Here is a 23,598-nt window from a genome sequence, read left to right as displayed (position 1 = left end):
GCCAGTTATTGCGCAGCTTTCGCTTCAACCGGGAGGGTGAAGATGAATGTCGCCCCACGCGGCACGCTATTCTCCGCCCAAAGGCGTCCGCCGTGAGACTCGATGATCGAACGGGAGATCGCGAGCCCCATGCCCATTCCGTTCCCTTTCGTTGTAAAGAACGGCTCGAATATCTTGTCGGGACGTTCGATACCCGGGCCTCGGTCGCGGACCTCGGTCTGGATCGTGTCCTCTATCCGGCGCACGCGCATTCCGAGAACCTTGTCGCCCGCCGTGTTGTCCATCGCCTCCATGCCGTTGCGAATGAGGTTGACCAGGACCTGCTGAATCTGGACGCGATCGAACGCAACCAGCGGAAGGTTGCTTTCGACGTCGATGTCCATGCGAACGCGACGCCGCATGGCTTCCTCGGCCATAAGGTCACGTGCTTCGGCAACGACGCTGGGGATCGGTGTGCTGGTTCTCATTTCAAGCGAAGGTCTGAACAAGGCACGGATGCGGCTGACGACATCCGCCGCCGAGTTGGCATCGCGGATGATACGCTCGGCCGTGATCTTCGCGCGCTCGACGTTCGGGGGCTCGGCGGACAGCCAACGGTGGCATGCGTTGGAGTTGGCTACGATGGCGGCCAGCGGCTGGTTCACCTCATGAGCGATGGATGCGGAGAGTTCGGCAAGGCTCGCCGCCTGGCTCGCACGCGCAAGTCTCTCTTGTGCCAGCCGAAGCTCCTCTTGTGTCCGCACCTCATTTTCGATGTCGAGGCAGATAACGTTCCACTGCACTATGGCGCCTTCAGCGTTGCGCATCGGCGCGGCGCGCGTCTCGACCCAGCGATATTCACCATCGAAGCGCCGCAGACGGTGCCGTCGCGCATACGGCTCGCCTGTGGACAGGCAATGGGCATATCTCTCTTTGACACCTGTCAGGTCGTCGGGATGAACACCGGCGTCGAGTGTGCCAGCCAGCCGGGACTTTCCCGCTTCGTCCAATTCCTCAAGATTGTATCCGAGGAATTCGCGGAGCTGCTGGCTGCGATATATCGGTTCGCCATCCGGCGCGGCGCAATCGATCATTGCCGGCAGCGTTTCAACGAGCTGCCAGAGAGCGCGTTCTCTCTCGCGCAGCGCCTCTTCGACGCGCAGCTGATCGTCGATGTCGTGCGTAAGGCCGTACCATTGGACGATGCGTCCACCCTGGTCCCGCAGCGGCTCCGCGCGGCCCTCCATCCAACGATAAACGCCATCGGCACGGCGCAGGCGATACTTCATGAAGAAGCGCTCGCCGGTGGCAAAGCAGCTGTCGAGTGCTTCCTTCAGGCTGGCTGCATCGTCGGGATGGACGACGGTGGCAATGAAGGCCGCCAGCAGGCTCGTGTCCGGCTTTTCCGCGTCCGCTATGTCCAGGCCGAGAAAATCTATCAGGCGCTTGTTGAAGAAGGTCGGCTCACCGTTGGGAGACAGCCGCCAGAGGTAGCTCGGAACCATGTTGACGAGCTGCGAGAGCTCTCGTTCCCGGTCGTGCAACGCGGCTTGCGTGGTCACCAGGTCATGGATGTCGACGCTCACGCCGTACCATTGGAGAATGCTGCCATCTTCGTCGCGCAGCGGCTCGGCGCGAGTCTCGGTCCAGCGATAGCCGCTGTCGGCCCGCCTCTGGCGATATCTCTGAACGTAAGGCACGCCCGTTGCGAATGAATGGCGGATCGCCTGCCGTGCGGTGTCGATATCGTCTGGGTGGATCACGCTCAGCGACGGCGACCCGTCCGGGGCGGTGATGTCGTGGAGCGTGGCCCCGGTTACATCGGTGAACCGTTTGTTGACGTAGGAAGGCGTCCCTTCCCGTGTCGTACTCCAGATCAAAGCGGGCACGGTGTCGATCAGCTGCTGAAGGCGCCGCTCACTTTTGCGCAACGCGGCCTGCGCGCGCACCTCATCGTCGATGTCGAGAGAAACCCCGTACCACTGCACGACCGTTCCGTCGTCATCGCGCCGCGGCTCGACCCTGCACTCTGCCCAGCGATAGGTGCCGTCTTTTTCGCGCCAGCGAAACCGCATCGCGGAGCCGCCGCCAGTTTCGAAACAGGTCAACAACGTGCGCTGCACCTCGGGCGCATCTTCGGGATGAATCACCTCGTGCAGCAACGTTTCGATGCCCGGCTCGCCGAGCACATCAAAGTTCGCGATAACGGAGCGGAAATGGTCCTGGTATCGCTTGTTGAAGTAGACCGGCCCGCCGGTCGGCATCACACTCCAGATGCGGACCGGCACCGCGTCGATCATGTGCTGAAGTTGCTGCTCGCTCTGCCGCAACGCCGCTTCGGCGTGCATCTGATCGTCTATGTCGTGACAGAGGCCGTACCACTGGACGATGCGGCCGGCGTCATCGCGCATCGGCTCCGCCCGGCTCGACATCCAGCGATAGACGCCATCGGCACGGCGCAGGCGATAGCGCATCGCGAAGCTCGCACCGGTAGCGAAGCAACCACGGAGTGCATCGCCGAATGCTGCCGCGTCGTCCGGATGAACGGCGGCCTGTATCATCACCGCCAGCCGGCTCATGCCCGGTCGGTCCAGATCCGCTACGTCGAGGCCGAGAAAGTCGACCATGCGCCCATTGAAGAAGATCGGCTCGCCGTCGGGATCGAGCCGCCAGATGTGACTCGGGACCATGTCCACGAGTTGCGAGAGTTCCCGCTCCCGGTCGCGCAATGCTGACTCGGCCCGCTTCTGGTCCTCAATGTCTATTGTCGTGCCGTACCATTGAATGATGCGCCCCTGGCTATCGCGAAAAGGTCGTCCTGAGCTTCGAAACCAGCGATAGACGCCATCGGCGCGCCGCAGGCGATGCTCGGTATCATAGGGATCGCCGGTTTCGAGGCAATGCCGCCATCTGGCGGCTACAGGATCATAATCGTCGGGATGGACGGCTCGACGCCAGCCGAACTCATCGTCGTCTTCGGAAGTGTTGAGACCCTCATGCGTGTTGCCGAGGAACGCCAGGGTGTTTGGGCTGACATAGGTGAATCTTCCGGCGGCATCGGCTGCCCACGCGTGGCCGGGCATGCTCTCGATGATTTGCAGCGCAAGCGTTGCTTCGGGGTCGATTTCGCCAAGTGAGTTGGACGCTGCTGTCATTGGCTTCTCCTGTCGGACAAAAAAGCCTGGGGACGGTCAGCGCTTGATATAGCACTTGTTTTCAATATCTGGACAGGCGAACTCACCGCCTAAATCTAGTTCCGCCATGCCTCGGCTGCATCTCATGGAAATCCATGCATTGCGCGGAGATATCGCCGCTACGGGGGCCCTTACGATGGCCTCGCGCGAGGAGCGACGCGGATCGATGCATCAACACATATCACTGGGAATACGAGCCGGACAGGTAAGACGCTACCGCTCGTCGAAGCAGACAGCAGCCACATCGCGCCTGCGAAGAGCAGAATGCCAAATGGCGCAAGCGTGATCAGGCGCATCCCGGTCCTTTGGATGACGAAGCCGGACAACAGAACCTGATCGGTAGTTCGTACTGAACCTCAGCACAGGTCGTATTATCAGTCAGCCGGATTCAGGCGCGCGAACGTGCCGGCGCGGATCTCCGTAGTGCCGAAGACCGCCCACGAGAAAATCCACTTTGAAGTGTTTCCGGATCATCCTGTGGCAGCAATGATCGCAGAGAGCGCCCTCTTGAAGAGTTCGGTTGTCTTAACGTTCACCTATTTTGACAAGCGCAACACGCATTCGCTGTGCGCAGTTGCGAGGGTTCATGAAAAGCAACCCACTATCTTGCCGCCGGCTAACGCGGTGCGACACGCAGCCCGGCGGCATCGAAGAGATGCATGCGCTCCGGCGGCAGAGCGAGGTTGATCGGCGGCCCTTGCGATTCAACGCCCTGCTGCTTGAGAACGGCGATAAGTTTGCTGTCGCCGGCAATGGTGGCGTGGACAACTGTTTCCGGTCCCAACGCCTCGGCCAGCGTTACCCGCGCTTCCACCGATCCCTTGCCGCCATTCGAAAGTTGGATGTCGTGTGGCCGGATGCCAAGCGTCGCGTCGTCTCCCGGTTTCAGCGCGACCCCGTCGGCGGCGATCGAGGCCGACAGCCCGCCTGGACCTTCGACACGCACCTCGGCGCCGCTTGCCGAACGCACCTTCACCGGCAGCAGGTTCATCCGCGGCGCGCCGATGAAGCCGGCGACGAACAGGTTGGCCGGCGCGTTGTAGAGATCGAGCGGCCGGCCGACCTGTTCGATCCGCCCCGAGCGCATGACCACGATGCGGTCCGCCAGCGTCATCGCCTCGATCTGGTCATGGGTGACGTAGACCATCGTGGTTGCCAGCCGCCGGTGCAGGCCCGCCAGTTCAGCGCGCATGGTGATGCGCAGTTCGGCATCGAGGTTGGACAGCGGTTCATCGAGCAGAAAGGCGGTCGGATTGCGCACCACCGCACGGCCGATCGCCACGCGCTGCTTCTGGCCGCCCGACAATTGACCGGGCCGGCGGTCTAGATAGGGAGCAATTTCCAGCATGCGCGTCGCTTCCGTGATCCGCGCGTCGATCTCGGCCTTCGGCATACGAATGTTTTCAAGCCCGAAGGCGAGGTTCTGGCGCACGCTCATGTGCGGGTAGAGCGCGTAAGACTGGAACACCATCGCCAGACCGCGTTGCGCGGCCGAAACGTTAGTGACGTCGACCCCGTCGATCTCGACCTTGCCGTCGGTCGGCCGATCGAGCCCGGCAATCAACCGCAGCAGCGTGGACTTGCCGCAACCCGACGGGCCGACGAGGACCAGCATCTCGCCGTCACCGACGTCGAGGTTGATGCCGTGCAAGATCTTCATCTTGCCGTAAGCGCGATCGATGTTGGTCAGCGTTATCCGTCCCATGACATCCTCACTTCAGCCCGGTGCCGGCAATGCCGGAAGTGATGTAACGCTGCAGGAAGACGAAGACGAGGACGACGGGGATCATCGTCACCACGGTCATCGCCAGGATGTAGTGCCACTGCACGTTTAGCTGGCCGGCATAGGTGTTGAGGCCGACCTGGAGTGTGTAGAGTTCCTTGCGCGACAGCACCACCAGCGGCCACAGAAAGTCGTTCCAGCGCCAGACGACCGAGAAGATCGCCAGCACGGCGAGCGCCGGTGCTGCAAGCGGCAATACGATGCGCCAGTAGATCTGCCATTCGGAAGCGTTGTCCATGCGCGCCGCATCGAGCAGCTCGTCGGGGATGGTCAGCATATATTGGCGCAGCAGGAAGACGCCGGTTGGCGTCGCCACGGTCGGCAAAATCACGCCCCACAGCGAATCGAGCAGTCCGACGGCGCCCACCACCGAATAGAGCGGCACCAGGATGACCGACAGCGGCACCATCAGCGTACCGACGATCACAAGCATCGTCAGATCGCGACCGCGGAACTTGTATTTCGACAAGGCGAAGGCGGCCATCGAATTGGTGAGCAGCGTGATCAGCGTTGCCATTGCCGTCACAAAAACCGAATTGCGCAGATAGCGCAGGAAGTCGAAATGGACGAAGGGCTCGGTGTAATTCTCCGTCGCGAAGCCGATTTCGCGCACCGGCTGCCGGTCGGCGATGTTGACCTTCACGATATCGTTCGGCGCCTGCGGATCCACCATTTGCGCCACGATGCCGATGCGCCGCACCTCGGCCAGCACCTTGGTCGAACCATCCGGCAACTTCACCCTGTAGAGGGTCAGCGGCTTGTCGTAGCCTTCGACCCTCGCGTGTTGGCTGACATAAGGCATTATGGTCGGCGGGAACTCGGCGAGCTGTGCCGGCGTCTTGAATGACGAACCCACCAGCCAGACGGCCGGGCCGAACATGATGACAACGCCGCCGAGCAGCCACAGCCAGCTCACGATATCCGTCCAGTGCCAGCCGCGACCGCCGCGCCGGCGGGTCAGGAATGTCATCACGCCGCTCATTCGCGGGCTCCTTTCCGCTCACCCCGGCGTCCGACCTGCAGCTGAACCAAGGTGAGCACGACCAGCACCAACCCCATCAGGATCGAAGCCGCCGAAGCCAGCCCCGGGTTGCGCAGCAGGGAGGCGAAGCCGATCTCATAGATGTACTGCGTGATATAGAGGGTCGAGGTTCCCGGCCCTCCACCCGTCAGCACATAGACTTCGTCGAAGATCTGCACAGCGCGGATCAGCGCCAGTACGATAACGACAAGCAGATTCGGCATCAGCAGCGGCAGCGTGATGCGCCAGAACACCCGCGCCGGCTTCGTGCCGTCCATCTCGGCCGCTTCGTAAAGGTCGCGCGGGATCGCCTGCAATCCGGCAAGCAAGATCAGCGTATAGAAGCCCATATGTGCCCAAACCGAAACGCTGACCGCGGCGGTGAAAGCCCAGAAACGGTCTGTCAGCCAGTTGTGCGGCTCGCCGCCCAGATCATGGACGATCAGGTTGAGCAGGCCCTGGCGCTGCAGGATCCAACGCCAGATCAGGCCGGTGACGACGGGCGACAACAGCACCGGAAAGAAGAACACCGCGCGCCAGAAGCTGCGCCCGACGATCTCGCGGTTGAGGATCAACGCTGTCGCCATCGACACGACCGTCATCAGCGCCACCTGCACGACGACGAACAGGCCGGTATTGTGCACGGCCTTCCAGAAGAGATCCTCGTGGCAAGTGGCAGTGTCCAGGTAGTTGCCGCAATCGAGCAGGCGCTGATATTGCTCGAGCCCCACATAGGTTCGGTCCTGCAGGAAGTAGGCCGTTCCCGACGTGGCCGAATAGAAAAAGTTGATGATCATCGGCACCAGGACGAAAATGCCGAAGATCGCCATGTTTGGGGCGAGGAAGAACGCGGCCATGCCGCCGGTGCCCGTCGCTCGCTGCCAGAACTTCAGCGGCACGTTGACGATCGACGCCAGCCACACGACCGGCGCCGCGAGGGCGGCGCCAATCCCTGCCTTCAGTGTCGCGGCGGCGGTCACTTCGCCTCGGCAACCTTGTCGGCGATATCCTGGTCGATCCTGCCCCAGGCATCGTCGAGGCTGAGCTCGCCGGCCATCACCTGGCTGACGCGCGTCACCAGCGCGGCGAAGTAAGCGTTGGCCCACTTCCACGGCGGCAGCGCATCGGCCGCCGGCAGGGTTTCACCCGCCGCCTTGACGAACTTGTCGAGCGCCGGACCGACGTTCTTGTCGGCCGAGACCCATTTCAGCCCGCCCTTGTCTACGACGCCCTTGTGCGCGGGCAGAAACAGCGTGCGCTCGCTGAACTCTTTTACCACGTCTTCACGGGCCAGATAATCCATGACCTTGGCGACGTCCTTGGGATTCTTCGTGTATTTGATGGCGACCAGCGCCGCGCCGCCCTTCACGCCCGAACAGCCTGCGATAGCGCAAGGCGAGCCGGTCGCCACCCAGTCGAAACTATCGCCGATCTTGGTCGATAGATTGGCGACCTGCCAGCTACCCGAATAATAAAACGGGATCTGGGCGTTGATGAAGTCGTCGGCGGCCGCGCGATAGGTCGAGCCTGCCGCCGAAACCCAGGTATCCTTCAGCATCAGGCCCTTGGCGGTCCAGTCGACGAGCTTGCCGACGAAAGCCTTGGTGCCGTCGTCCACTTTCGCCGGCATGCCATCGGGGCCGATATAGTTCGCTCCGAAGGAGACATTCGGACCCGAAATGCGGTGACCGGAACGGTCGATGGCGAAGGCAGCCGGAAGCTGCTGGCTCTTCGCCACCTCGGCGGCGGCTTTGACCCAGTCGTCCCAGGTCGCCTTGTCACCGGGCAGCGGCACGCCGGCCTGTTCGAACAGCGTCTTGTTGGCGAAGCCGCCGGTGAGCGTGAGCTGGGTCATGAAACCCGGGATGGCGTTGGAGCCGTCGGGGCGCATCCAGTCCAGCCTGTCAGCGAAATTGTCCTCCCAATATTTCGGATCGGCCACCAGTGGCCTGAGATCGAGCCAGTGCTGGGCAAGCTCCTTGATGTTTGTGACGCGGGCGATGTCCGGACCCTGGCCGGCTTCGAGCTGGATGGGCAACTGCTCCTGGATCACCTTGTAGGCGACGTTGTCGAGCGTGACGTGGATGTCGGGATTGTCCTTCATGAAGCGGTTCAGAATGTCCTGGATGACATCGCCCTCGACACCGTCCGAATACCACATGATGCGCACGTCGCCGGCAAACGCGCTGGTCGATGCGAGCAGGCTGACCGATAGCGCGGCCAGCAAAGTGCGGGTCTTATTCATGCTTCGTCTCCTCCTTTAGCGGGGCGGCGCCCCGATGGTTCAAGCCTGCTACGCCCTCCTCCTCTTGAGCGTCGCAGCCGATCTCCTCCCTACTCTCTGTGCTTCATGCGCATCGCCTCACCGCGCACGGTCCAGTTGGCCGGATCGAGTGTACGTCCCTCAGCCACGATCCTTGCGTCGGCGAGGAAATGCACCGTGCCGTATTCCGGATCCTCGACGATCAACTCGCCGCCGGGACCCGACCGCACCGACAGGTCCCCAAAAACGGCAGTCCAGGCGTCGAGGGCCGGCCGATTGGCATTCTGGTCACCGAGGCGAATGATCCATGTCGTCCTGCGTCCCGCCGCCCGCAACTCGTTGCCGGCCGTCGGGCCGGCCACTACCTGCGTGAGCGGAACATCCGTCTTCAGCATGACGAAGGCGTCGCCCGATTGCGCGAACGCCCGATCGCCACCCACTTGCACGGCATCGAAGGCACGTGCGGGAAACCAGGCGTGCGTGAAGTCGGGTTGTTCATCCGAGCAGAAGAAGCTGACGACGGCGAGGTCGCGGTATTGGTGAAGCCGGGGCAAAGTGCCTGAGCCACCCCAATATGATGGTCTGCCATATCCCGACTGCAGCACTTCGCCGGGGTGGTTGATCCAGATCTGCGCATCCGGATTCTTGCCCAGCCGGGCGTGAATGACGGTCTCCTGATAACCCCATTGGTTCCAGCGGTAGCCAGCGGCGCTGCCCATCGCATGGTCGCGCGTCTTGTAGTGGTAGAGCCGCGCGAAGCGGTCTTGTCCCTGCGCAAAAGTCCATTCCCACGCCGTATCGTCGGTGAGGGAAGCAATTGCTGCCAACCCGTCCGGAACGCTCAAATCGTGATCCCGCAGGCACAATGCCAGCTGCGGCAGCGCGTGAAAGCGCATGCCGTAGTTGCCCTTGCCCCAAAGCATGCGGCAGATGCCGGATAATTCCAGGGAACGCGCGGCGCGCAGCGTGTGCTCATAGGAGCGGCCCTGCGCCCCGGTGAGGATGCCGCGATGCGCCGAGCGGGCGACGATTTCAAGCAGGCGTATGATTGCCTTGCCGGCACGTTCGGCGATGTCCTTGTCCGGGGCCAGCGCGTAAAGCGCGCACAGGCCCTTGAGGTCGATCGGGAAATAAGGCGCCGAGTTGAACTCGGCCATCTCCCATGCCTCGAAATGGTCGAGCCAGGCGCGTACACGCGCGGCTCCAACCGCGGACTGTTCGCGGCCAAGGCGGCCCGACCGCACGAACCGCACATCAGGCAACAGGCCCCCGGCAATATAGGCGGCGGTGTGGAAGAGCAGCGCGTGGTTCTCGGAGAAGTACCACTGCACATCATTGCCGGGCTCGTCCATCCAGTAGCGATAGCCGAGGATGGCGTTGTCGACGCGCGCGCGCAGGCTCGCTTCCAGCCGATCGCCATAGGCCTTGCGGCACCACAGCAGCGGCACCAGGATGAAGTCGGCGCAATCGTGACAATCCTCGATCGCCGGCAGCGTGCCAGAGATCATGGCGTCGGTCTCGGCGCCCTGCCGCCCGATCGCCAGGCGCGCCAGCGCGCGCACGGTGTCGGCCTCGGCGTGACCGGCGACCTCGCGCAGGGCTTCATCTATACGCGCGGTAAGCGTTTCCGGCGCATCGCCCTGACGGCGCGCGTGGCATATCTCGACGCCGAAGACACGCGATACGGAATGGTCTGCGACCGTCAGCGCCACCTTGAAATGGCGAAAGTCGGCCGGCAGCTGCTCGGTATCGGCGATCGGCAGCCGCGTCTGGCCCGCCGGCAGATCGAAGGCGAAGCGCACCGGCGTCTCGATCGACATGAAATCGCCTTCGATCTCGATCTCGACTTGCGCGTCGCGCGGCAGGGCCACGCCGGTGACGAGCGCCACCTCGCCGCCGTCATAGGCGGGACGGTCGAAATGCATGTCGTCAAGGGCTGCTTCCATCGCATCGGCAACGCCGCTCTCGACTTCGATCGGCAGTGCCACCGAAGCAGCCGGACCGGATAGATAATCGAGCTGGAAATAGTAGCGGGCGTCGCGCTCTGCGAGATCGTCGAACCATATCCGGACGTCGTTGCGGCCAGCCTTCAGCGCGATCTTGAAATGCTCTGCACTTTCCAGGTTGCGGCCGTAGGGCGCCATCCAGCCGGCTTCCTCGCCATTGGCAAAGAGTGTGGCGCCGCCGCATGTGCGCAGCCGCACCAGCGCCTCGCCAGTCGAGGCCGCCTCGATGGTGGTCTCGGCCCAGGTTCCAAGCACCGTCGGCCGGAACCAGAAGCCCGATAGGTCGATGCGCGGCGAGGCGAAGGGCAGCCAGATGCGCTCGGCGCCGAATTCGGCGCTGACCTGTGGTCGCTTGCCGCGTCGTTCCGCTGCGAACTGCGTGCGGCACGGATATTCATGGGGAATGAAATTCTTGTGCTTGGTCAGGAAGAAGAAGGGATCCATCTCGCCTTGCATGGGCTGGTCGGCCACGTCGTAGCGTTGCTCGGCGATAGACCCGAGCCGCCAATAGACGATTGGCTGCCCCGCCATGAGCGGCCGGCGCAGCGTAAAGTCCGTCCGAACGCTTTGCGCGGCCTCGCTCATCGCAAATCCTTCACGGCAACTGGATCGACATCGGTGTAGGCCTGGTTCTCGCCGGTCATGCCCCAGACGAAGGCATAAGGGCCGGTGCCGGCACCCATATGGATAGACCAGGCAGGCGACAGGACGACGTCGCCGTCAGCGACCATCAGGTGGCGCGTCTTGTCTGGCCGGCCCATCAGATGGATTACACGGTCGGCCTCGGCGAGGTCGAAATAGCAATAAGCTTCCATGCGCCGCTCATGCAGATGCGGCGGCATGGTGTTCCACACACTGCCCGGCGCGAGGTCGGTGATCCCCATCAGCAAGAGGCAGGACGGGGCCACTTCGGGATGGATGTACATACGCAGCGTGCGCCTGTTCGCACGGGCCTCCTCGCCGAGCACAAGCGGCCTGGCTTCGCTGCTGACGATGAGACGGTGCGCAATATCGGCGCCAGCCGGCACCGAGTTCATGTAGAAGCGTGCCGGCCTCTCCGGATCGTCGCTCTCCAGCGTCACCTCACGCGCTCCGCGTCCGACATAGACGATGTCGCGGTTAGCCACGTGAAAGCGCCGGCCGTCCACCGCGACCGTGCCATTGCCGCCGAGATTGGCGATGCCCATCTCGCGCGCGTCAAAGAAGAGCGGGGTGCCGACTTCGGCCCCGTCGCCGAATGCCAGCGGGTTGGCCAGCGGCACCGCGCCACCGACGATCATGCGGTCGACATGGGTGTAGACGAATTCGATCGCGCCAGGCCGGAACAAGCCGTCGACGAGGAACTCGGCCCTCAGCCGGTCCGTGTCCATGCCGGCAATATCGCCCGGCGACGCGCCATAGAGCGTCCGCATCATGCCGCCTCCACCTTCGACTGCAGATGACGCGCCCCTTCGGTCAGGCACAGAATGGCCAGCGCCTGCCCGTAGCCCGTCGGATGGATGGGTATATCGCGATAGAACTGCAGGTCGGCGCCCATGCGTGTGCCATAGGACACGTTCGCCACCACACCTTTGTCATCGATGTTGGCTACCACGGCTTCCAAGGCGCGGAGGCCGGCGGCACGGCACTCTGTCGAGCCGATTCCGAGCCGCGCGGCCTTCATCAACCCGTAGCCGAAGCCGGCCGTGGCGGAAATCTCCTCGTAAGATGTCGGGTCGTCGAGCAGAGTGTGCCATGCGCCCGAACCTGCCTGCACCTCGAGCAGGGCGTTGATCTGCGTGTCCAGCACGCCGAGCAGATAGGCCCGGACCGAAGGTGCAATTTCGGCGAACTCCACCAGTTCCAGGATGCCGACGGTAATCCAGGCATTGCCTCTCGCCCAACGCGCGCGGGCGAAATTGTGCCGTCCCGCGAACGTCCAGCCGTGAAACCACAGCCCTGATGCCGGGTCAGCGAGATAACGGGCGTGGACCAGGAATTGCCTTTCTGCTTCCTCGACGAAGCGACGCTGGCCGGCAGCCTGGCCGTAGGATGCGAGGAACAGCGCCACCATGAACAGCGTGTCGTCCCACAATTCGTCGTCGTTGACCCGGTCCGAAACATCATGCTGGAAACCGCCTTCGGGCGTCCGTGGCAAGGCGGTGGCCACCCGCTCGGCCCATTCGCGCAGCACCGGCTCGAAGCGCGGCTGGCGCCGGCGCCGCCACAATTCGCTTAGCGCCAAAAGGGGCGCGGTGGTGTTGACGTTCATCGCAGGGAGACCGGCAGCGATGCGTCGGTCGTACCAGGCCTCGATCGTCTGCAGCAGCCCATCGTCGCCGGTCTGCGCCCACAGCCGAATCAGCCCGTAGAGCCCGACGCCTTGCGGCCATTCCCAGCTGTCGAAGCTGACATAGTCGCCCGGCGTGCCGTCGAGATTCGGCTCATGGAACCGCCCGTCATGACGCAAGCCGGTCATGCCGGCCACAAGGCTGGCAAGCACGGAATTCAGGCGTTCGGCCGATAGCGGCATCACTCCTCCCGTTTCTCCCGCTTCATCGGAACTGTTTCACAGCCATTTTTCTTGCGCAATCTGAAAATTTTTTGCATTAATCGGATGACTTTGCCGGAGGTGACGGAGCGGATGAATATCCAGGGCAAGCGCGGCCGCCCCAGCCGCCGCATTCGACTTGAAGAGATAGCGGCGCGTTGCGGCGTGTCGGTCAGCACCGCCTCCCGTGCGCTGAGCGGCGTCGGCGGCGTGAGGGACGAGCTTCGCACCAGGATCATCGAAACGGCGAAGTCGATGAACTATGCCATTCCCGCCTCGGTTGCCGGCCGCAAGGTCATCCTGGCCGCAAGCAGCGTGGCAATGGTGGACAGTGCCCGCAATCAGTTCACCTACCATGTCCTTGATGGACTCAACGAGCGCGCCCGGTTGCTGGGCGTCGAACTCGTGACCCGGCCGGTTTCGGCGCCCGAGGACGAAATAGCGCTGCTGCGTGAATCCGAGCGCGACGACAGCGTCGCCGGCTGCCTGTTTCTGACGCTGGACGATGACGATGTGCTGACGCTGACAGCCGGATTCGCCAAGCCGATCGTGCTCGTCAACGGCGACGATCCCTCGATGCGCCATTCGAGCGTGACGCCCTGCAATCGCTCTGCCGCCATGCTTGCGGCGCAGCATCTGATCGGCCTCGGCCACCGCCGCATCCTGTTCCTGATGCGGCGTGGCCGGCGCACGATCGAGCGGCGCTACGAAGGTTGGCGCGACGCGCTGATCACAGCCGGAATTGCCGGCTTCGACGACTTCGTGGTTGAGGTGCAGGACTGGCTGCCGGGACTTGCGAGCAGGGCCGTGACCGAGCGCATCGCGGCCCGTGGCCTCGATTTCACCGCCGTGCTGACGGCCGGCGACAGCTTGGCGTTTGGTGCCATCGCCGGCGTCCAGGAGGCCGGATATTCGGTGCCTGGCGATGTGTCCGTGGTCGGTATGGACGACTTGCCGCTCGCTGCCTTCTGCAACCCGCCGCTGACGGCGATGCACATTCCCATGCGCGAGATCGGATCGGCGGCGCTTAGCCTGCTGCTCGACGATATGGCCCATTCGGGGTCGCCGCCGCGTCGCGTCGAACTTGCCTGCAATCTCGTGGTGCGCCAGTCGACGGCACCAGCCCGAAGCGGCGCCGGCGGTCATCAACTGGCCTCTTGAGCGCGCGACTTGCCGCCAGCGAAAAGCAGCGGCAAACCCTCTTGCGTCTGCAGTTCAAGGACACGTCCAAGCAGGATCATATGGTCGCCAGCCGGGAAGCGGTCGGCGACGCTGCATTCGAACCGCGCCAGTGCGCGCGGCAGCAATGGCACGCCGTGCTCGCTCCACGACAGGTCAAGATCGGCAAAGTCCGTCCCCGACTTCGAAAAACGCCAGCACAGATCGATTTGATCTTCCGCCAGCACGTGAATGGCGTAGTGCGCGGAATTGGCGAAGGCTTCGAACCGGCGCGAGTGGCGGCCGATAGACCAGAGCACCAGCGGCGGATCGAGCGACACGGATGAGAAGCTGTTGGCAGTGATTGCGACCGGGCCGTCGGCCGTGCCGGTGGTGACGACCGTGACGCCGGTGGCGAAGCGCCCGAAGGCATTGCGCAAAAGGCGTGGATCGCACACGACATGCTCCATCAGCGGCGCTCCCCCGTTCCCAATGGTGTCGCCGGGGTCCGTTCCGGCACACGGCCATAGGCGTGCGGGAGCGAGCATGTCTTGAGCTGGGGCAGCACCTTGGTGCCGAAATGACGCGCCTCGTCGAGATGCGGGTAGCCGGAAAAGATGAAGGCGCGGATCCCCAACTTCATATACGCTTCGATTTCCGACAGAACCTGATCGGCCGAGCCCACGAGCGCCGCGCCGCAACCAGAGCGCGCCCGCCCGACGCCCGTCCACAGATGCGGCTCGACATAGCCTTCGGCATCGGCGATCTGGCGGTTCCTGGCTTGGTGCGATACGCCGAGCGATCGGGCGTCGAGCGCGCGCTCGCGGATCGCCCTGCCCTGCTCGTCGTCCAGCTTCGAAACCAGCTCCCGGGCATATTCCTTTGCCTCGGCCTCGGTATCGCGCACGATCATGTGGACGCGCAGGCCGTAGTCGAGCGTCCGCCCATGGCGCTCGGCGCGTTCGTGGACGGCCTTCATGCGGCCGGCAAGTTCCTCCCTGGTTTCCGGCCACATCAGGTAGACATCGCACTGTTCGGCGCAAAGCTCGAGCGCGTCGGGCGAATAACCGCCGAAATAGAGCAGCGGGCCGCCATTTTGCTGATAGGGCTTCGCTGGCGCCGTCGAGAGTCCTTTATAGCGATAGACCTCGCCCTCAAAATCGATGCTGTCCCTGGTCCAGGCCTGGCGCAGGATCTGCACAACCTCGCGCGAACGCTGATAACGGTAGGCGCTGTCGGCTGTCTCGCCCGGAAAGTCCGACGAAATGATGTTCACCGTCAGCCGGCCTTCCAGCATGTGATCCAGCGTCGCAATCGTGCGCGCCAGCATGATCGGCTGCATCTCGCCGCAGCGCACAGCGGCGAGCAGATTGATCTTCGAGGTGATCGGCGCGCAGCCGGCTACGAAGCTCAGCGTGTCCTGGCCGACCTGATAGGACGACGGACACAAGATGTTGCGGAAACCTAGTTCCTCGGACGTCTTCACGATCTCGGAGCAATGCGCCCAGCTCGAGCGCAACGCGCCGTTCGGCACACCGAGATAGCGATGGTCGTCCGAGCAGAGTGCGGCGAACCACGAGACTTCGGCTGCATCGAGATCCGGCGAGGTGATTGGGACGATGCTCATTGCCACTCTTCAAAAAAGAAGCCCGGGCCATTCTTCAAAGAGGTCCGGAGCTGCGAATAGGGCTTGCGTAGCATTCGTTTTGGTGTAGATCAATACTGTATCAATTTGAGCCAAACCCGAAACCGGGATGTGATTGGACACCGGATGCATTTGACAAGGGCGGACCCCGGCCACCGATCCAGCCAGATGCGTGGGCCCTTGCCTGTGCACTTGCAGACCAGCGAAATGCTGATCCGCGAAATCGCGGCCGGACGGCTGGCCGACGGGGCGCGGCTGCCGCCCGAGCGCGAGATGGCCGCGAGCCTCGGGATTGCCGTCGGCACGCTCAGGCGGGCGCTGGCAGATTTGACCGAAAAGGGCCTTCTCGACCGCATCCAGGGCTCGGGCAACTATGTGCGGGCGCGCGGCGACTNTTGCTCGGGGTCTATGCCTTTTTTCGCCTGGAGCGCATCGGCGGTGGCGGCCTGCCGAGCGCCGACGTGCTGTCCGTCGAGCGACTGCCCAAGCCCGCCGACCTGCCCCAATTCGGCGGCGCCGGCGAAGCCCACCGTATACGCCGGCTGCGGCGGCTCGACGGCGAGCCGGCCGCGGTCGAGGAGATCTGGCTGGACGTCAGCCGCGCCGAGCGGCTCAAGCGCCAGGATTTGTCGGAATCCCTCTATCTCCACTACCGGCTCGCGCTCGGCTTTTCGATCGTTCGCGCCGAAGACCATGTTGCCGTCGCACCCGCCCCGGACTGGGCCCCGCTCGAATTCAGGCCACCGCCGGGGACGGTCGTGGGGTTCATAGAACGTATCGCCTGGGCTGGCGACGGCGCCAGCGCGGAATATTCCCGCAGCTGGTTCGATCCGGGCGCGGCGCGGTACGTCACGCGTTTCAGATAGGCCGGAGGAAGACGCAGCGTGACCAGATCATCGATCGGCTACGGCATCATCGGCTGCGGCATGATGGGCCGCGAGCATATCCGCAACATCACTCTGTTGCCCGACGCGCATGTGGCCGCGATCGTCGAGCCGGACCCCGGCATGTTGGCGGCGTCGCTGGCGACGGCGTCGGGCGCGCGATCGGCGGCATCGATCGCCGAACTGCTGGCCATGGATGAGGTGGACTGCGTCTTGATTGCCAGCCCCAACCACCAGCACCTCGGTCAGATGGAGCAGATCGCCGCACTTCGACCACTGCCGGTACTGGTGGAAAAGCCGCTCTTCACCGAGGGCGCCGACGAGGGGCGGATCGCGGCGTTGAAAGCTCGGCTTCCGCTCGTCTGGGTGGCCATGGAATATCGCTATATGCCCCCCGTCGCCGTATTCGTCGAGCAGGCGCGCCACGCCACCGGCGGCATCCGCATGCTGACGATCCGCGAGCATCGCTTCCCGTTTCTGGCCAAGGTCGGCGACTGGAACCGCTTCAACCGCAACACCGGCGCACGTTCGTCGAGAAGTGCTGCCACTTCTTCGACCTGATGCGGCTGATCCTCGGATCGGACCCCGTCCGCGTGATGGCGAGCGCTGGACAGGCCGTAAACCATCTCGACGAACGCTATGGCGGTGAGAGGCCGGATATCCTTGACCATGGCTATGTGCTGGTTGATTTCGCGAGCGGCGCGCGCGCCATGCTGGAACTGTGCATGTTTGCCGAGGGCAGCCGCTACCAGGAGGAACTCTGCGCTATCGGCGGCGACGGAAAGATCGAATGTCTGGTGCCCGGACCAGGCCGTTTCTGGCCGACCCACCTTGGCCCTGCGCCAGTGCCCCAGTTGATCGTTAGTCCGCGCAATCCGCCTGGACCACGACTGCTGGAGATTCCCGTCGACCCCCGGCTGCTCGAGGCAGGCGACCATAACGGTTCGACCTATTTCGAGCACGCCCGCTTCACCGCTGCGGTGCGCGGACAGAGCAAGGTTGAAGTGACCTTGCAAGACGGCTGGTGGGCCGTCGTCATGGGTCTCGCCGCCCAGAGATCGGCCCGCGAAGGCCGCGCCATCGAACTCGCCGGTGAATTCGCCTTGCCGACCTAAGGCCGACCACGCATTCAGCGGACCACCGAGTCAGATGCGCCGACCAGTTTCGGCGTCGAACAGATGCGCACAGGCGCGGTCGATTTCGATCCGCACTCCTTCGCCTTGCTTGAGCACAAGCCTTTCTCGGAACAGGCAGGAGATTTCTTCACCGGAGCAGTCGACCCTGGTGAAGATTTCCGAGCCTGTCGCCTCGAGAAGCGTGATCGTGCCCGGCACGCCTTGCCCCGTCGCCCGGATATGTTCCGGACGAATGCCGTAGACGAGTTCGCGTCCTGCGGCATCCGCCGGCTGGGCGCCTTCCGGCAACGGCAGGACCAACCCGCCGGCGCTGCGGAACACGCCCNGTCCTGCGGCATCCGCCGGCTGGGCGCCTTCCGGCAACGGCAGGACCAACCCGCCGGCGCTGCGGAACACGCCCTCCTCGATGCGGCCGGCGATGAAGTTCATGGCGGGCGAGCCGATGAAACCGGCAACGAAGAGGTTGGCCGGATGGTCGTAGAGGTCCAGCGGCGCGCCGATCTGCTCGACCAGGCCGTCATGCAGCACGACGATCTTGTCGGCCATCGTCATGGCCTCGATCTGGTCGTGCGTGACATAGATCGTCGTGGTACCCAGCCGCTGGTGCAGGGCCTTGATTTCGCCGCGCATCTGGACGCGCAATTTGGCATCGAGGTTGGAGAGCGGCTCGTCGAACAGGAAGACCTGTGGGTCGCGTACGATCGCGCGGCCCATGGCGACGCGCTGGCGCTGGCCGCCAGAAAGCTGGCGCGGATAGCGGTCAAGCAACTTTTCCAGGCCAAGAATGCCGGCTGCCTTCCGGACCCGGCCAGCGGTGTCGGCCGGATCGGCTCTCTTGATCTTGAGGGCAAAGCCCATATTGTCGGCCACAGTCATATGCGGATAGAGCGCATAATTCTGGAACACCATGGCGATGTTCCTGTCCCGTGCCCGCAGATTGTTGACCATACGCTCGCCGATGGCGATCTTCCCGCCGGAGATCGTTTCAAGGCCTGCGATCATGCGCAGCAGCGTCGATTTTCCGCATCCCGACGGGCCGACCAGGATGACGAATTCGCCGTCGGCGATATCGACGCTGACGTCGTGAATGATCTTGGTGGCCCCGAAGGCCTTCTGCACGTTGTTGATCGTTACCGATGCCATTGGAAATTTCCTGGAAAAAGAGTGATGTCTGGGCGCCCCTCAGCCGCCCTTGACGGCGCCGGCGGTCAGCCCCGCGACGATCTGCCTTTGCGCGAACATGGTCAGGATCAGCACCGGCAACGTCACCACCAGCGCCGCCGCGGCGAGCGGCCCCCAGCTGACCTGCTCGTAGGACAGCATGTTGTAGACGGCGACCGGGAGTGTGCGCGTCTCACGGCTGGCGAGCACCACGCCGAAGACGAAATTGTTCCACGAGAAGATCACGGACAGGATGAAGGCGACGACGATGCCCGGCTTGGCGATGGGCAGGGCAACCAGCCGGAAAACCTGCCAGGAGCTGGCGCCGTCGATGTTGGCCGCCTCTTCCAGTTCCATCGGCGTGGTCTCGAAATAGCCGATCATCACCCACACCACGATCGGCACCGTCACCACCAGATGGATGATGATCTGCGGCCACAGCGTGCCGAGTATCCCGATCCATTGGAACAGCAGAAACAGCGGGATGAGATAGGATAGCCCAGGCGTCATGCGGGCGATCATGATGACGACCGCCGATCGTTCAGCCTTGAGCCGTGCGATGCCATAGCCGGCCGGTACGCCGATCAGCAGGGCCAGCAAGGTCGCCGTGCCGGTCACCAGAACCGAATTCCAGAGATAGAGCAGGAAATTGTTCTCCTCGAACACCTTTACATAGTTCGACCAGGCGAAGCGTTCGGGGATCAGGATCGGCGGATAGGCACCGTTGTCGATCTCGAATTTCAGCGACAGCGAGATCATCCAGAGGAAGAACAGGATCGCCGGCGAGACGAAAACCAGGGCAGCGAAAAACAGACCGATCTGGTTGAGCAGCCGTGAACTCATCTATTTGCCCTCCGTATCGATCCACTGCGAGCGTTGGCGCAGCATCAGCAGGACAAACGACAGGGCCACGATGACAATGAAGAACACCACGGCCATGGCCGAGCCGTAGCCGATATCGTAGTAGGAGAAGGCGGTGTTGTAGAGATAGATGTTGATGGTCTCCGACGCCGTTCCCGGCCCGCCCTGGGTCATCGCGTAGATGATGTCGAAGCTCTTCAGCGCATCGATGGTGCGGATGATGACCGCGATCATCAGGAACGGCGCGATCATCGGCAGAGTGAGATAGCGGAATTGCTGCCAGGCATTAGCGCCGTCGATCTCGGCGCTTTCGAAGGGCTCGCGCGGCACCGAGGCCAGCCCGCCAAGCACGATCAGCATGACCAGCGGCGTCCACTGCCAGGTCTCGACCGCAACCAGCGACGGGATGACCGTGTTGGCGTTGAATATCCATTCCTGAGCCGGGATGCCGACTAGCGACAGCAGGTAGTTGAGCACGCCAAGCTGAGGATGGAACATCATTGTCCAAACCAGTGCGACGGCAACGGGTGTCGCCATCATCGGCATGACGAAGACGCCGCGCAGCAAGCCGCGCAGCGGAAACCTGGCATCGAAGATCAGGGCGGCCAGAGTGCCCAGCAGCATCGGCGCTGCAACCGAGAGGAAGGTGTAGGTCAACGTATGAACAAGGGATTCCCAGAAACGTGGGTCGCTGGCCAGGCGGAGATAGTTTTCCATCCCGGCAAAGCTCCGCGACTGGCCGAGCGTCCAGCGATTGACGCTCATCCACAGGGTGAAAGCCCAGGGGAAAACGATGACGGCGCCGACGACGACGAGTGCGGGGACAACGAAAGGCCAGTAGTTGGGAGCCAGCCGGATCGTCTGGCTCCCGTCGATAACCGGCATCGTCACCCCGGTCTGTTCTGGGGTGGTGGCCGACATCAGCCCTGCTCGCTCCTGTCGAGAACCGGCTGGAACTGTTCGGTGGCCTTCTTCAGCTCCGCGGCGGGATCGGCGCCGGCAATCATGTTGGTCAGCGCCACGCCATAGATGTCGCGGAATTCCGTGACCGGGATGATGACCGGCAGTGCCAGCCGACTGATATTGCCCGAGCCGACCACGGCATCAAGCCAGCTTGCCGGCATGGTGACGCCTTCGCGCACCTTGGGATCCTCCAGCACGGATTTGCGGAACGGAACGCCGGCGCCGGCCTGCAACAGCCGTGCACCCATGGTTGGCGATACCGCCCACTGGCAGAACAGATAGGCAGCCTCCTTCTTCTCGCTGGCGGCGGTAACGCCAATCCCGTCGCCGAAGGTGCCCGAGGCATGCGCCTTGGGACCCTTGGGCATCACGCCATAACCGACCTTGCCGACCACCCTCGATTTTTCCGGATTTTCCATCGGCGGGGCAAAACCCACGCCGTCGAGCCACATGCCGATCTTGCCCTGCAGGAAGGCCGACTGTGCTTCGGCCCAGTTGAACCCGGTAACGCCCGGAGGGGCGGACTTGGTCATCAATCTTTGATAGAGTGCGGCAGCCTCGATCGCCTCGGGAGCCTCGGTGCGCAGCTTGCCCTTGTCATCTAGCGGCGTCATGTCGTAGCCGAGCATCAGCGACGTCCACACCGGCGTGTTTGCGTTCTTGAGCCCGCGGGCGACGAAGCCGTATGTATTGGTCGAGGGGTCGGTCAGCGCTTCGGCGGCTGCCACCAGTTGTTCGAAGGTCTCTGGGTATTTGAGGCCCTTGGCCTCGAACAGCTCCTTGTTCCAATACAGGATCCAGTAGTCCACCGAGAACGGTAGCGAGCGCAGCACGCCCTGGCCGTCCTTGGCAAACAGCATGCCGGCTTCGGCGAAGTCGCTTTCGACCAGCGCCGGGTCGGTGAGCGACGGATCGGCGAGATAGCCGGCGATGTCGGCCAGCCAGCCACCCTTCTCGAACTGGCGCTTCTGCACGTGGTAGCTCAGATGCACGACGTCGAAGCTCGGCTTGCCCGAGCTCAACTCGATCACCGTCTTCTGGCGCTGCTGCTGCTCGGGCGTTGCCTCGGCATTGACCTTGATGCCGGTCAGTTCCTCGAACTCGGCGAGATATTTCAGGATGGTGTCGCTGCGCGGGCTTTTCACCAGATTGACGTCAAGCGTCGTCCCGGCAAAGCGTTTCCAGTCAACGCCTGCGGCAAAGCCGGGGCGAAGCCCCACAAGGCCGGCCGCGGTTAGCGCCGCGGTTCCGGCAAGGAGTTGCCTCCTGGTTGGGTTGAACAGATTGGACGACATTTCTTCCTCCCGGTTGCTGTCGTTGTGGATGCGCCGCGAACCGCGGCGCGGCTATATTTTCTCAGATCTGGAGCGCCAGCCGGCGCGCATTGTCGATATGCAGACTGATCGCTTCAACCGCTTTTTGCGGATTGCGGCTCTCCATGGCTTCGATGACCGCCAAATGTTCGCGCATCACCGGCACCACACGACCGTCGATGCGGAAACGCTCCTGGTGGATCAGCCGGATTTTCACCGAGTTGACCAGATAGGCCTTGGCGATAATCTCGTTGCCGAGCGCATTGATGAAGGTGTCGTGCATCGCCCAGTCGATGTTCTGAGCCTTGGCTTCCATTTCCGGCGTCGGCGCCTGCCCGAGAGCTTGAGCCAGCATCTCTTCATGTTCGCGCCGCATGCGGGCAAGTTCGGCATCAGAAGCGCTGGTCGTGAATAGCGCCACTGCCTCGCGTTCCATGAACAACCGAAACTGAAATGCCTCGCGGATCAGATTGATGTCAATATGCGCGATCTGCATGCCGCGCTGCGGGATGGTGGTCAGCAGTCCCTCGGCCTCGAGACGCGGGACGATCTCGCGAATGGCACCCAGCGGCAGCCCGGTGAAAGCGACCAGTTCGCGCTGTGACACGAACTGCCCCGGCCGCAGATCGCGGGCCAGCAAATGCCGCGTGAAGCTGGCATAGGCCTTCTCCCGGAGAGTGATCGGTTCGCTGCCGTCTTCCACTTCAGCTCGCTTCCTTGTCGGTCAGCCCGGCCTTGTCGGTCAGGCCGCCTCTGTCGCAAACAGCCTGTCGTAGGCAGCGGCAAGCTGCCGCTGCCCCTGCGGATCGATCGCCTCTAGGGGCGGGCGGACCGCCAGCCAGCGCTCGTCGCCGGTCTTGCGCGCGACCATGACCTTCACCGCCGGCGTGACCGGGTATTTGAGCAATTCGAGCACGAAGTCTTCGACGCGTGGGTCGTCGCCCCCGTTTTCGACCATTGCCCGGATTTCGCCGGTAACAAAATTAGCCATGCCGGAAATCGCGCCCTGTCCGCCGCGGCGCACGCTTCTCGCCAGATGCCGTTCGTCGCCGATGAGGATCACCAGATCGCCGTGCGCCTCAAGCAGCGCCTCACTGTAGCTCCAGTCCCCGCCGGAATCCTTCACCCCGGCCACCACAGCGGGAAAAGCGGCGCGCAGCCGGCCGATCAGCCCAAGCGGGAGCGGCACCATGGTGACTGAGGGGATGTTATAGAGCAGCACGTCGCGCGCCAGCGGACCGAGTGCGGCGAAGACGGCGGAAAACCATCCGAACAGCCCGTCCTCGCCGACATTCTTGAAGTAGCTCGGCGGAGCGAGCAGAATGTTGCGAACGCCGCGCTGCAAAGCGTGCCGGGCCTGATCGGCGGCATCTTCGGCTGCATCGACCAGCACTCCGGCGACGAGCTGATGTGGCGGAATACCGGCCGCCAGCATGGCCTCGGTGACGATCCGTCGCTCGTCGGTGCCGACTGAGGCTCCTTCGCCGGTGGTGCCGAACAGCGTCGCGCTGCTGCAGCCGGCGCCAAGGCAGGCTCGGGCATGCGCGATCATCGGCGCGAGCGCTATCTGCCCCGACGGGTCGAAGGGTGTGGTCAGGGCAACCGAAAGACCAAAGCGGGAAGCCAATGCGATCTCCGTTGAAATCAATGTGGACGTAGCGTTAGCACGCTAACATGTCAGATGTAAACGGGTGATCTTGC

At 63.4% G+C, this 23,598-nt stretch carries 19 protein-coding genes and 1 pseudogene; 4 read left to right on the top strand and 16 right to left on the bottom strand.

Annotated features, from left to right (window positions below; translation table 11 throughout):
• Nucleotides 1–5: 5 nt before the first annotated feature.
• The 8 genes from X773_RS41725 to X773_RS41690 all read right to left on the bottom strand — a co-directional run bounded on the left by X773_RS41725 (nt 6) and on the right by X773_RS41690 (nt 12,758).
• Nucleotides 6–3,134 carry a PAS domain-containing protein gene (locus X773_RS41725; RefSeq protein ID WP_023674194.1) on the bottom strand — a complete coding sequence of 1,043 codons (3,129 nt, stop codon included), beginning with the start codon at nt 3,132–3,134 and terminating at the stop codon, nt 6–8.
• Nucleotides 3,135–3,789: 655 nt separating this feature from the next.
• Nucleotides 3,790–4,878 carry a sn-glycerol-3-phosphate ABC transporter ATP-binding protein UgpC gene (gene ugpC, locus X773_RS41720; RefSeq protein ID WP_023674193.1) on the bottom strand — a complete coding sequence of 363 codons (1,089 nt, stop codon included), beginning with the start codon at nt 4,876–4,878 and terminating at the stop codon, nt 3,790–3,792.
• Nucleotides 4,879–4,885: 7 nt separating this feature from the next.
• Nucleotides 4,886–5,938: a carbohydrate ABC transporter permease gene (locus X773_RS41715; protein ID WP_023674192.1), complete on the bottom strand. Its 1,053-nt coding sequence runs from the start codon at nt 5,936–5,938 to the stop codon at nt 4,886–4,888.
• The gene (locus tag X773_RS41710) at nt 5,935–6,939 is read right to left on the bottom strand and encodes a sugar ABC transporter permease (protein WP_245274610.1); all 1,005 of its coding nucleotides are present in this window, start codon (nt 6,937–6,939) and stop codon (nt 5,935–5,937) included. The genes X773_RS41715 and X773_RS41710 overlap by 4 nt, the downstream gene beginning before the upstream one ends.
• A 14-nt stretch (nt 6,940–6,953) precedes the next feature.
• Complete coding sequence (locus tag X773_RS41705; RefSeq protein ID WP_023674190.1) at nt 6,954–8,222, bottom strand: ABC transporter substrate-binding protein; 1,269 nt, start codon at nt 8,220–8,222, stop codon at nt 6,954–6,956.
• 89 nt (nt 8,223–8,311) lie between these two features.
• Nucleotides 8,312–10,777 carry a hypothetical protein gene (locus tag X773_RS41700; RefSeq protein ID WP_051406066.1) on the bottom strand — a complete coding sequence of 822 codons (2,466 nt, stop codon included), beginning with the start codon at nt 10,775–10,777 and terminating at the stop codon, nt 8,312–8,314.
• A 50-nt stretch (nt 10,778–10,827) separates the two neighbouring features.
• On the bottom strand, nt 10,828–11,661 hold the full coding sequence (kduI, locus tag X773_RS41695; RefSeq protein WP_051406061.1) for a 5-dehydro-4-deoxy-D-glucuronate isomerase: 834 nt from the start codon (nt 11,659–11,661) through the stop codon (nt 10,828–10,830).
• Nucleotides 11,658–12,758, bottom strand: a complete 1,101-nt coding sequence (locus X773_RS41690) for a glycoside hydrolase family 88 protein (protein WP_023674187.1) — start codon at nt 12,756–12,758, stop codon at nt 11,658–11,660. The genes kduI and X773_RS41690 overlap by 4 nt, the downstream gene beginning before the upstream one ends.
• A 111-nt stretch (nt 12,759–12,869) precedes the next feature.
• Between X773_RS41690 and X773_RS41685 the strand changes: the two genes are divergently transcribed.
• Nucleotides 12,870–13,937, top strand: coding sequence for a LacI family DNA-binding transcriptional regulator (locus X773_RS41685; RefSeq protein WP_031211070.1), 1,068 nt, complete (start codon nt 12,870–12,872; stop codon nt 13,935–13,937).
• On the opposite strand, the gene X773_RS41680 is transcribed toward X773_RS41685, so the two are convergent.
• The gene (locus tag X773_RS41680) at nt 13,922–14,404 is read right to left on the bottom strand and encodes a flavin reductase family protein (protein WP_023674185.1); all 483 of its coding nucleotides are present in this window, start codon (nt 14,402–14,404) and stop codon (nt 13,922–13,924) included. The genes X773_RS41685 and X773_RS41680 overlap by 16 nt on opposite strands.
• Nucleotides 14,404–15,561 (bottom strand): LLM class flavin-dependent oxidoreductase, encoded by a 1,158-nt coding sequence (locus X773_RS41675; protein WP_023674184.1) that lies wholly within the window; start codon nt 15,559–15,561, stop codon nt 14,404–14,406. Before X773_RS41675 ends, X773_RS41680 begins: the two co-directional genes overlap by 1 nt.
• A gap of 186 nt (nt 15,562–15,747) precedes the next feature.
• On the opposite strand from X773_RS41675, the pseudogene X773_RS41670 reads away from it, so the two are divergent.
• The 3 genes and pseudogenes from X773_RS41670 to X773_RS79255 all read left to right on the top strand — a co-directional run bounded on the left by X773_RS41670 (nt 15,748) and on the right by X773_RS79255 (nt 17,578).
• A pseudogene (locus X773_RS41670) lies at nt 15,748–16,445 on the top strand (GntR family transcriptional regulator).
• An 18-nt stretch (nt 16,446–16,463) separates the two neighbouring features.
• Nucleotides 16,464–17,024, top strand: a complete 561-nt coding sequence (locus X773_RS79260; RefSeq protein WP_023674182.1) for a Gfo/Idh/MocA family oxidoreductase — start codon at nt 16,464–16,466, stop codon at nt 17,022–17,024.
• Nucleotides 17,024–17,578 carry a Gfo/Idh/MocA family oxidoreductase gene (locus X773_RS79255; protein ID WP_023674181.1) on the top strand — a complete coding sequence of 185 codons (555 nt, stop codon included), beginning with the start codon at nt 17,024–17,026 and terminating at the stop codon, nt 17,576–17,578. The genes X773_RS79260 and X773_RS79255 overlap by 1 nt, the downstream gene beginning before the upstream one ends.
• A 30-nt stretch (nt 17,579–17,608) precedes the next feature.
• Here X773_RS79255 and ugpC (X773_RS41660) read toward each other — a convergent pair whose 3' ends face one another.
• From ugpC (X773_RS41660) to X773_RS41635, 6 genes are all read right to left on the bottom strand, one after another.
• Complete coding sequence (gene ugpC, locus X773_RS41660) at nt 17,609–18,742, bottom strand: sn-glycerol-3-phosphate ABC transporter ATP-binding protein UgpC (RefSeq protein WP_023674180.1); 1,134 nt, start codon at nt 18,740–18,742, stop codon at nt 17,609–17,611.
• A gap of 39 nt (nt 18,743–18,781) precedes the next feature.
• Entirely contained in the window at nt 18,782–19,603 is an 822-nt protein-coding gene (locus tag X773_RS41655) for a carbohydrate ABC transporter permease (protein WP_023674179.1), read from the bottom strand.
• Nucleotides 19,604–20,506, bottom strand: coding sequence for a sugar ABC transporter permease (locus tag X773_RS41650; protein WP_245274609.1), 903 nt, complete (start codon nt 20,504–20,506; stop codon nt 19,604–19,606).
• 35 nt (nt 20,507–20,541) lie between these two features.
• Nucleotides 20,542–21,879, bottom strand: coding sequence for an extracellular solute-binding protein (locus X773_RS41645; protein ID WP_023674177.1), 1,338 nt, complete (start codon nt 21,877–21,879; stop codon nt 20,542–20,544).
• 61 nt (nt 21,880–21,940) lie between these two features.
• Nucleotides 21,941–22,600 carry a GntR family transcriptional regulator gene (locus tag X773_RS41640; protein ID WP_023674176.1) on the bottom strand — a complete coding sequence of 220 codons (660 nt, stop codon included), beginning with the start codon at nt 22,598–22,600 and terminating at the stop codon, nt 21,941–21,943.
• 39 nt (nt 22,601–22,639) lie between these two features.
• Complete coding sequence (locus X773_RS41635) at nt 22,640–23,524, bottom strand: dihydrodipicolinate synthase family protein (RefSeq protein ID WP_031211068.1); 885 nt, start codon at nt 23,522–23,524, stop codon at nt 22,640–22,642.
• Nucleotides 23,525–23,598: the final 74 nt, after the last annotated feature.

Origin of the sequence: Mesorhizobium sp. LSJC280B00 (genome assembly GCF_000502835.1) — a bacterium.
In the GTDB taxonomy this organism is placed as follows: Bacteria; Pseudomonadota; Alphaproteobacteria; order Rhizobiales; family Rhizobiaceae; genus Mesorhizobium.
This window is presented reverse-complemented; position numbering and strand designations above follow the sequence as displayed.

Bases quoted from the DNA above. Each gene is read 5' to 3' on its own strand.
- X773_RS41715 (WP_023674192.1), bottom strand. From the start codon at position 5,938: ATGAGCGGCGTGATGACATTCCTGACCCGCCGGCGCGGCGGTCGCGGC.
- X773_RS79255 (WP_023674181.1), top strand. From the start codon at position 17,024: ATGCGGCTGATCCTCGGATCGGACCCCGTCCGCGTGATGGCGAGCGCT.
- X773_RS41650 (WP_245274609.1), bottom strand. From the start codon at position 20,506: ATGCCGGTTATCGACGGGAGCCAGACGATCCGGCTGGCTCCCAACTAC.
- X773_RS41675 (WP_023674184.1), bottom strand. From the start codon at position 15,561: ATGAGCATCGTCCCAATCACCTCGCCGGATCTCGATGCAGCCGAAGTC.
- X773_RS41700 (WP_051406066.1), bottom strand. From the start codon at position 10,777: ATGGCGGGGCAGCCAATCGTCTATTGGCGGCTCGGGTCTATCGCCGAG.
- X773_RS41705 (WP_023674190.1), bottom strand. From the start codon at position 8,222: ATGAATAAGACCCGCACTTTGCTGGCCGCGCTATCGGTCAGCCTGCTC.
- X773_RS41655 (WP_023674179.1), bottom strand. From the start codon at position 19,603: ATGAGTTCACGGCTGCTCAACCAGATCGGTCTGTTTTTCGCTGCCCTG.
- ugpC (WP_023674193.1), bottom strand. From the start codon at position 4,878: ATGGGACGGATAACGCTGACCAACATCGATCGCGCTTACGGCAAGATG.
- X773_RS41725 (WP_023674194.1), bottom strand. From the start codon at position 3,134: ATGACAGCAGCGTCCAACTCACTTGGCGAAATCGACCCCGAAGCAACG.
- kduI (WP_051406061.1), bottom strand. From the start codon at position 11,661: ATGATGCGGACGCTCTATGGCGCGTCGCCGGGCGATATTGCCGGCATG.
- X773_RS41685 (WP_031211070.1), top strand. From the start codon at position 12,870: ATGAATATCCAGGGCAAGCGCGGCCGCCCCAGCCGCCGCATTCGACTT.
- X773_RS41690 (WP_023674187.1), bottom strand. From the start codon at position 12,758: ATGCCGCTATCGGCCGAACGCCTGAATTCCGTGCTTGCCAGCCTTGTG.
- X773_RS41645 (WP_023674177.1), bottom strand. From the start codon at position 21,879: ATGTCGTCCAATCTGTTCAACCCAACCAGGAGGCAACTCCTTGCCGGA.
- X773_RS41680 (WP_023674185.1), bottom strand. From the start codon at position 14,404: ATGGAGCATGTCGTGTGCGATCCACGCCTTTTGCGCAATGCCTTCGGG.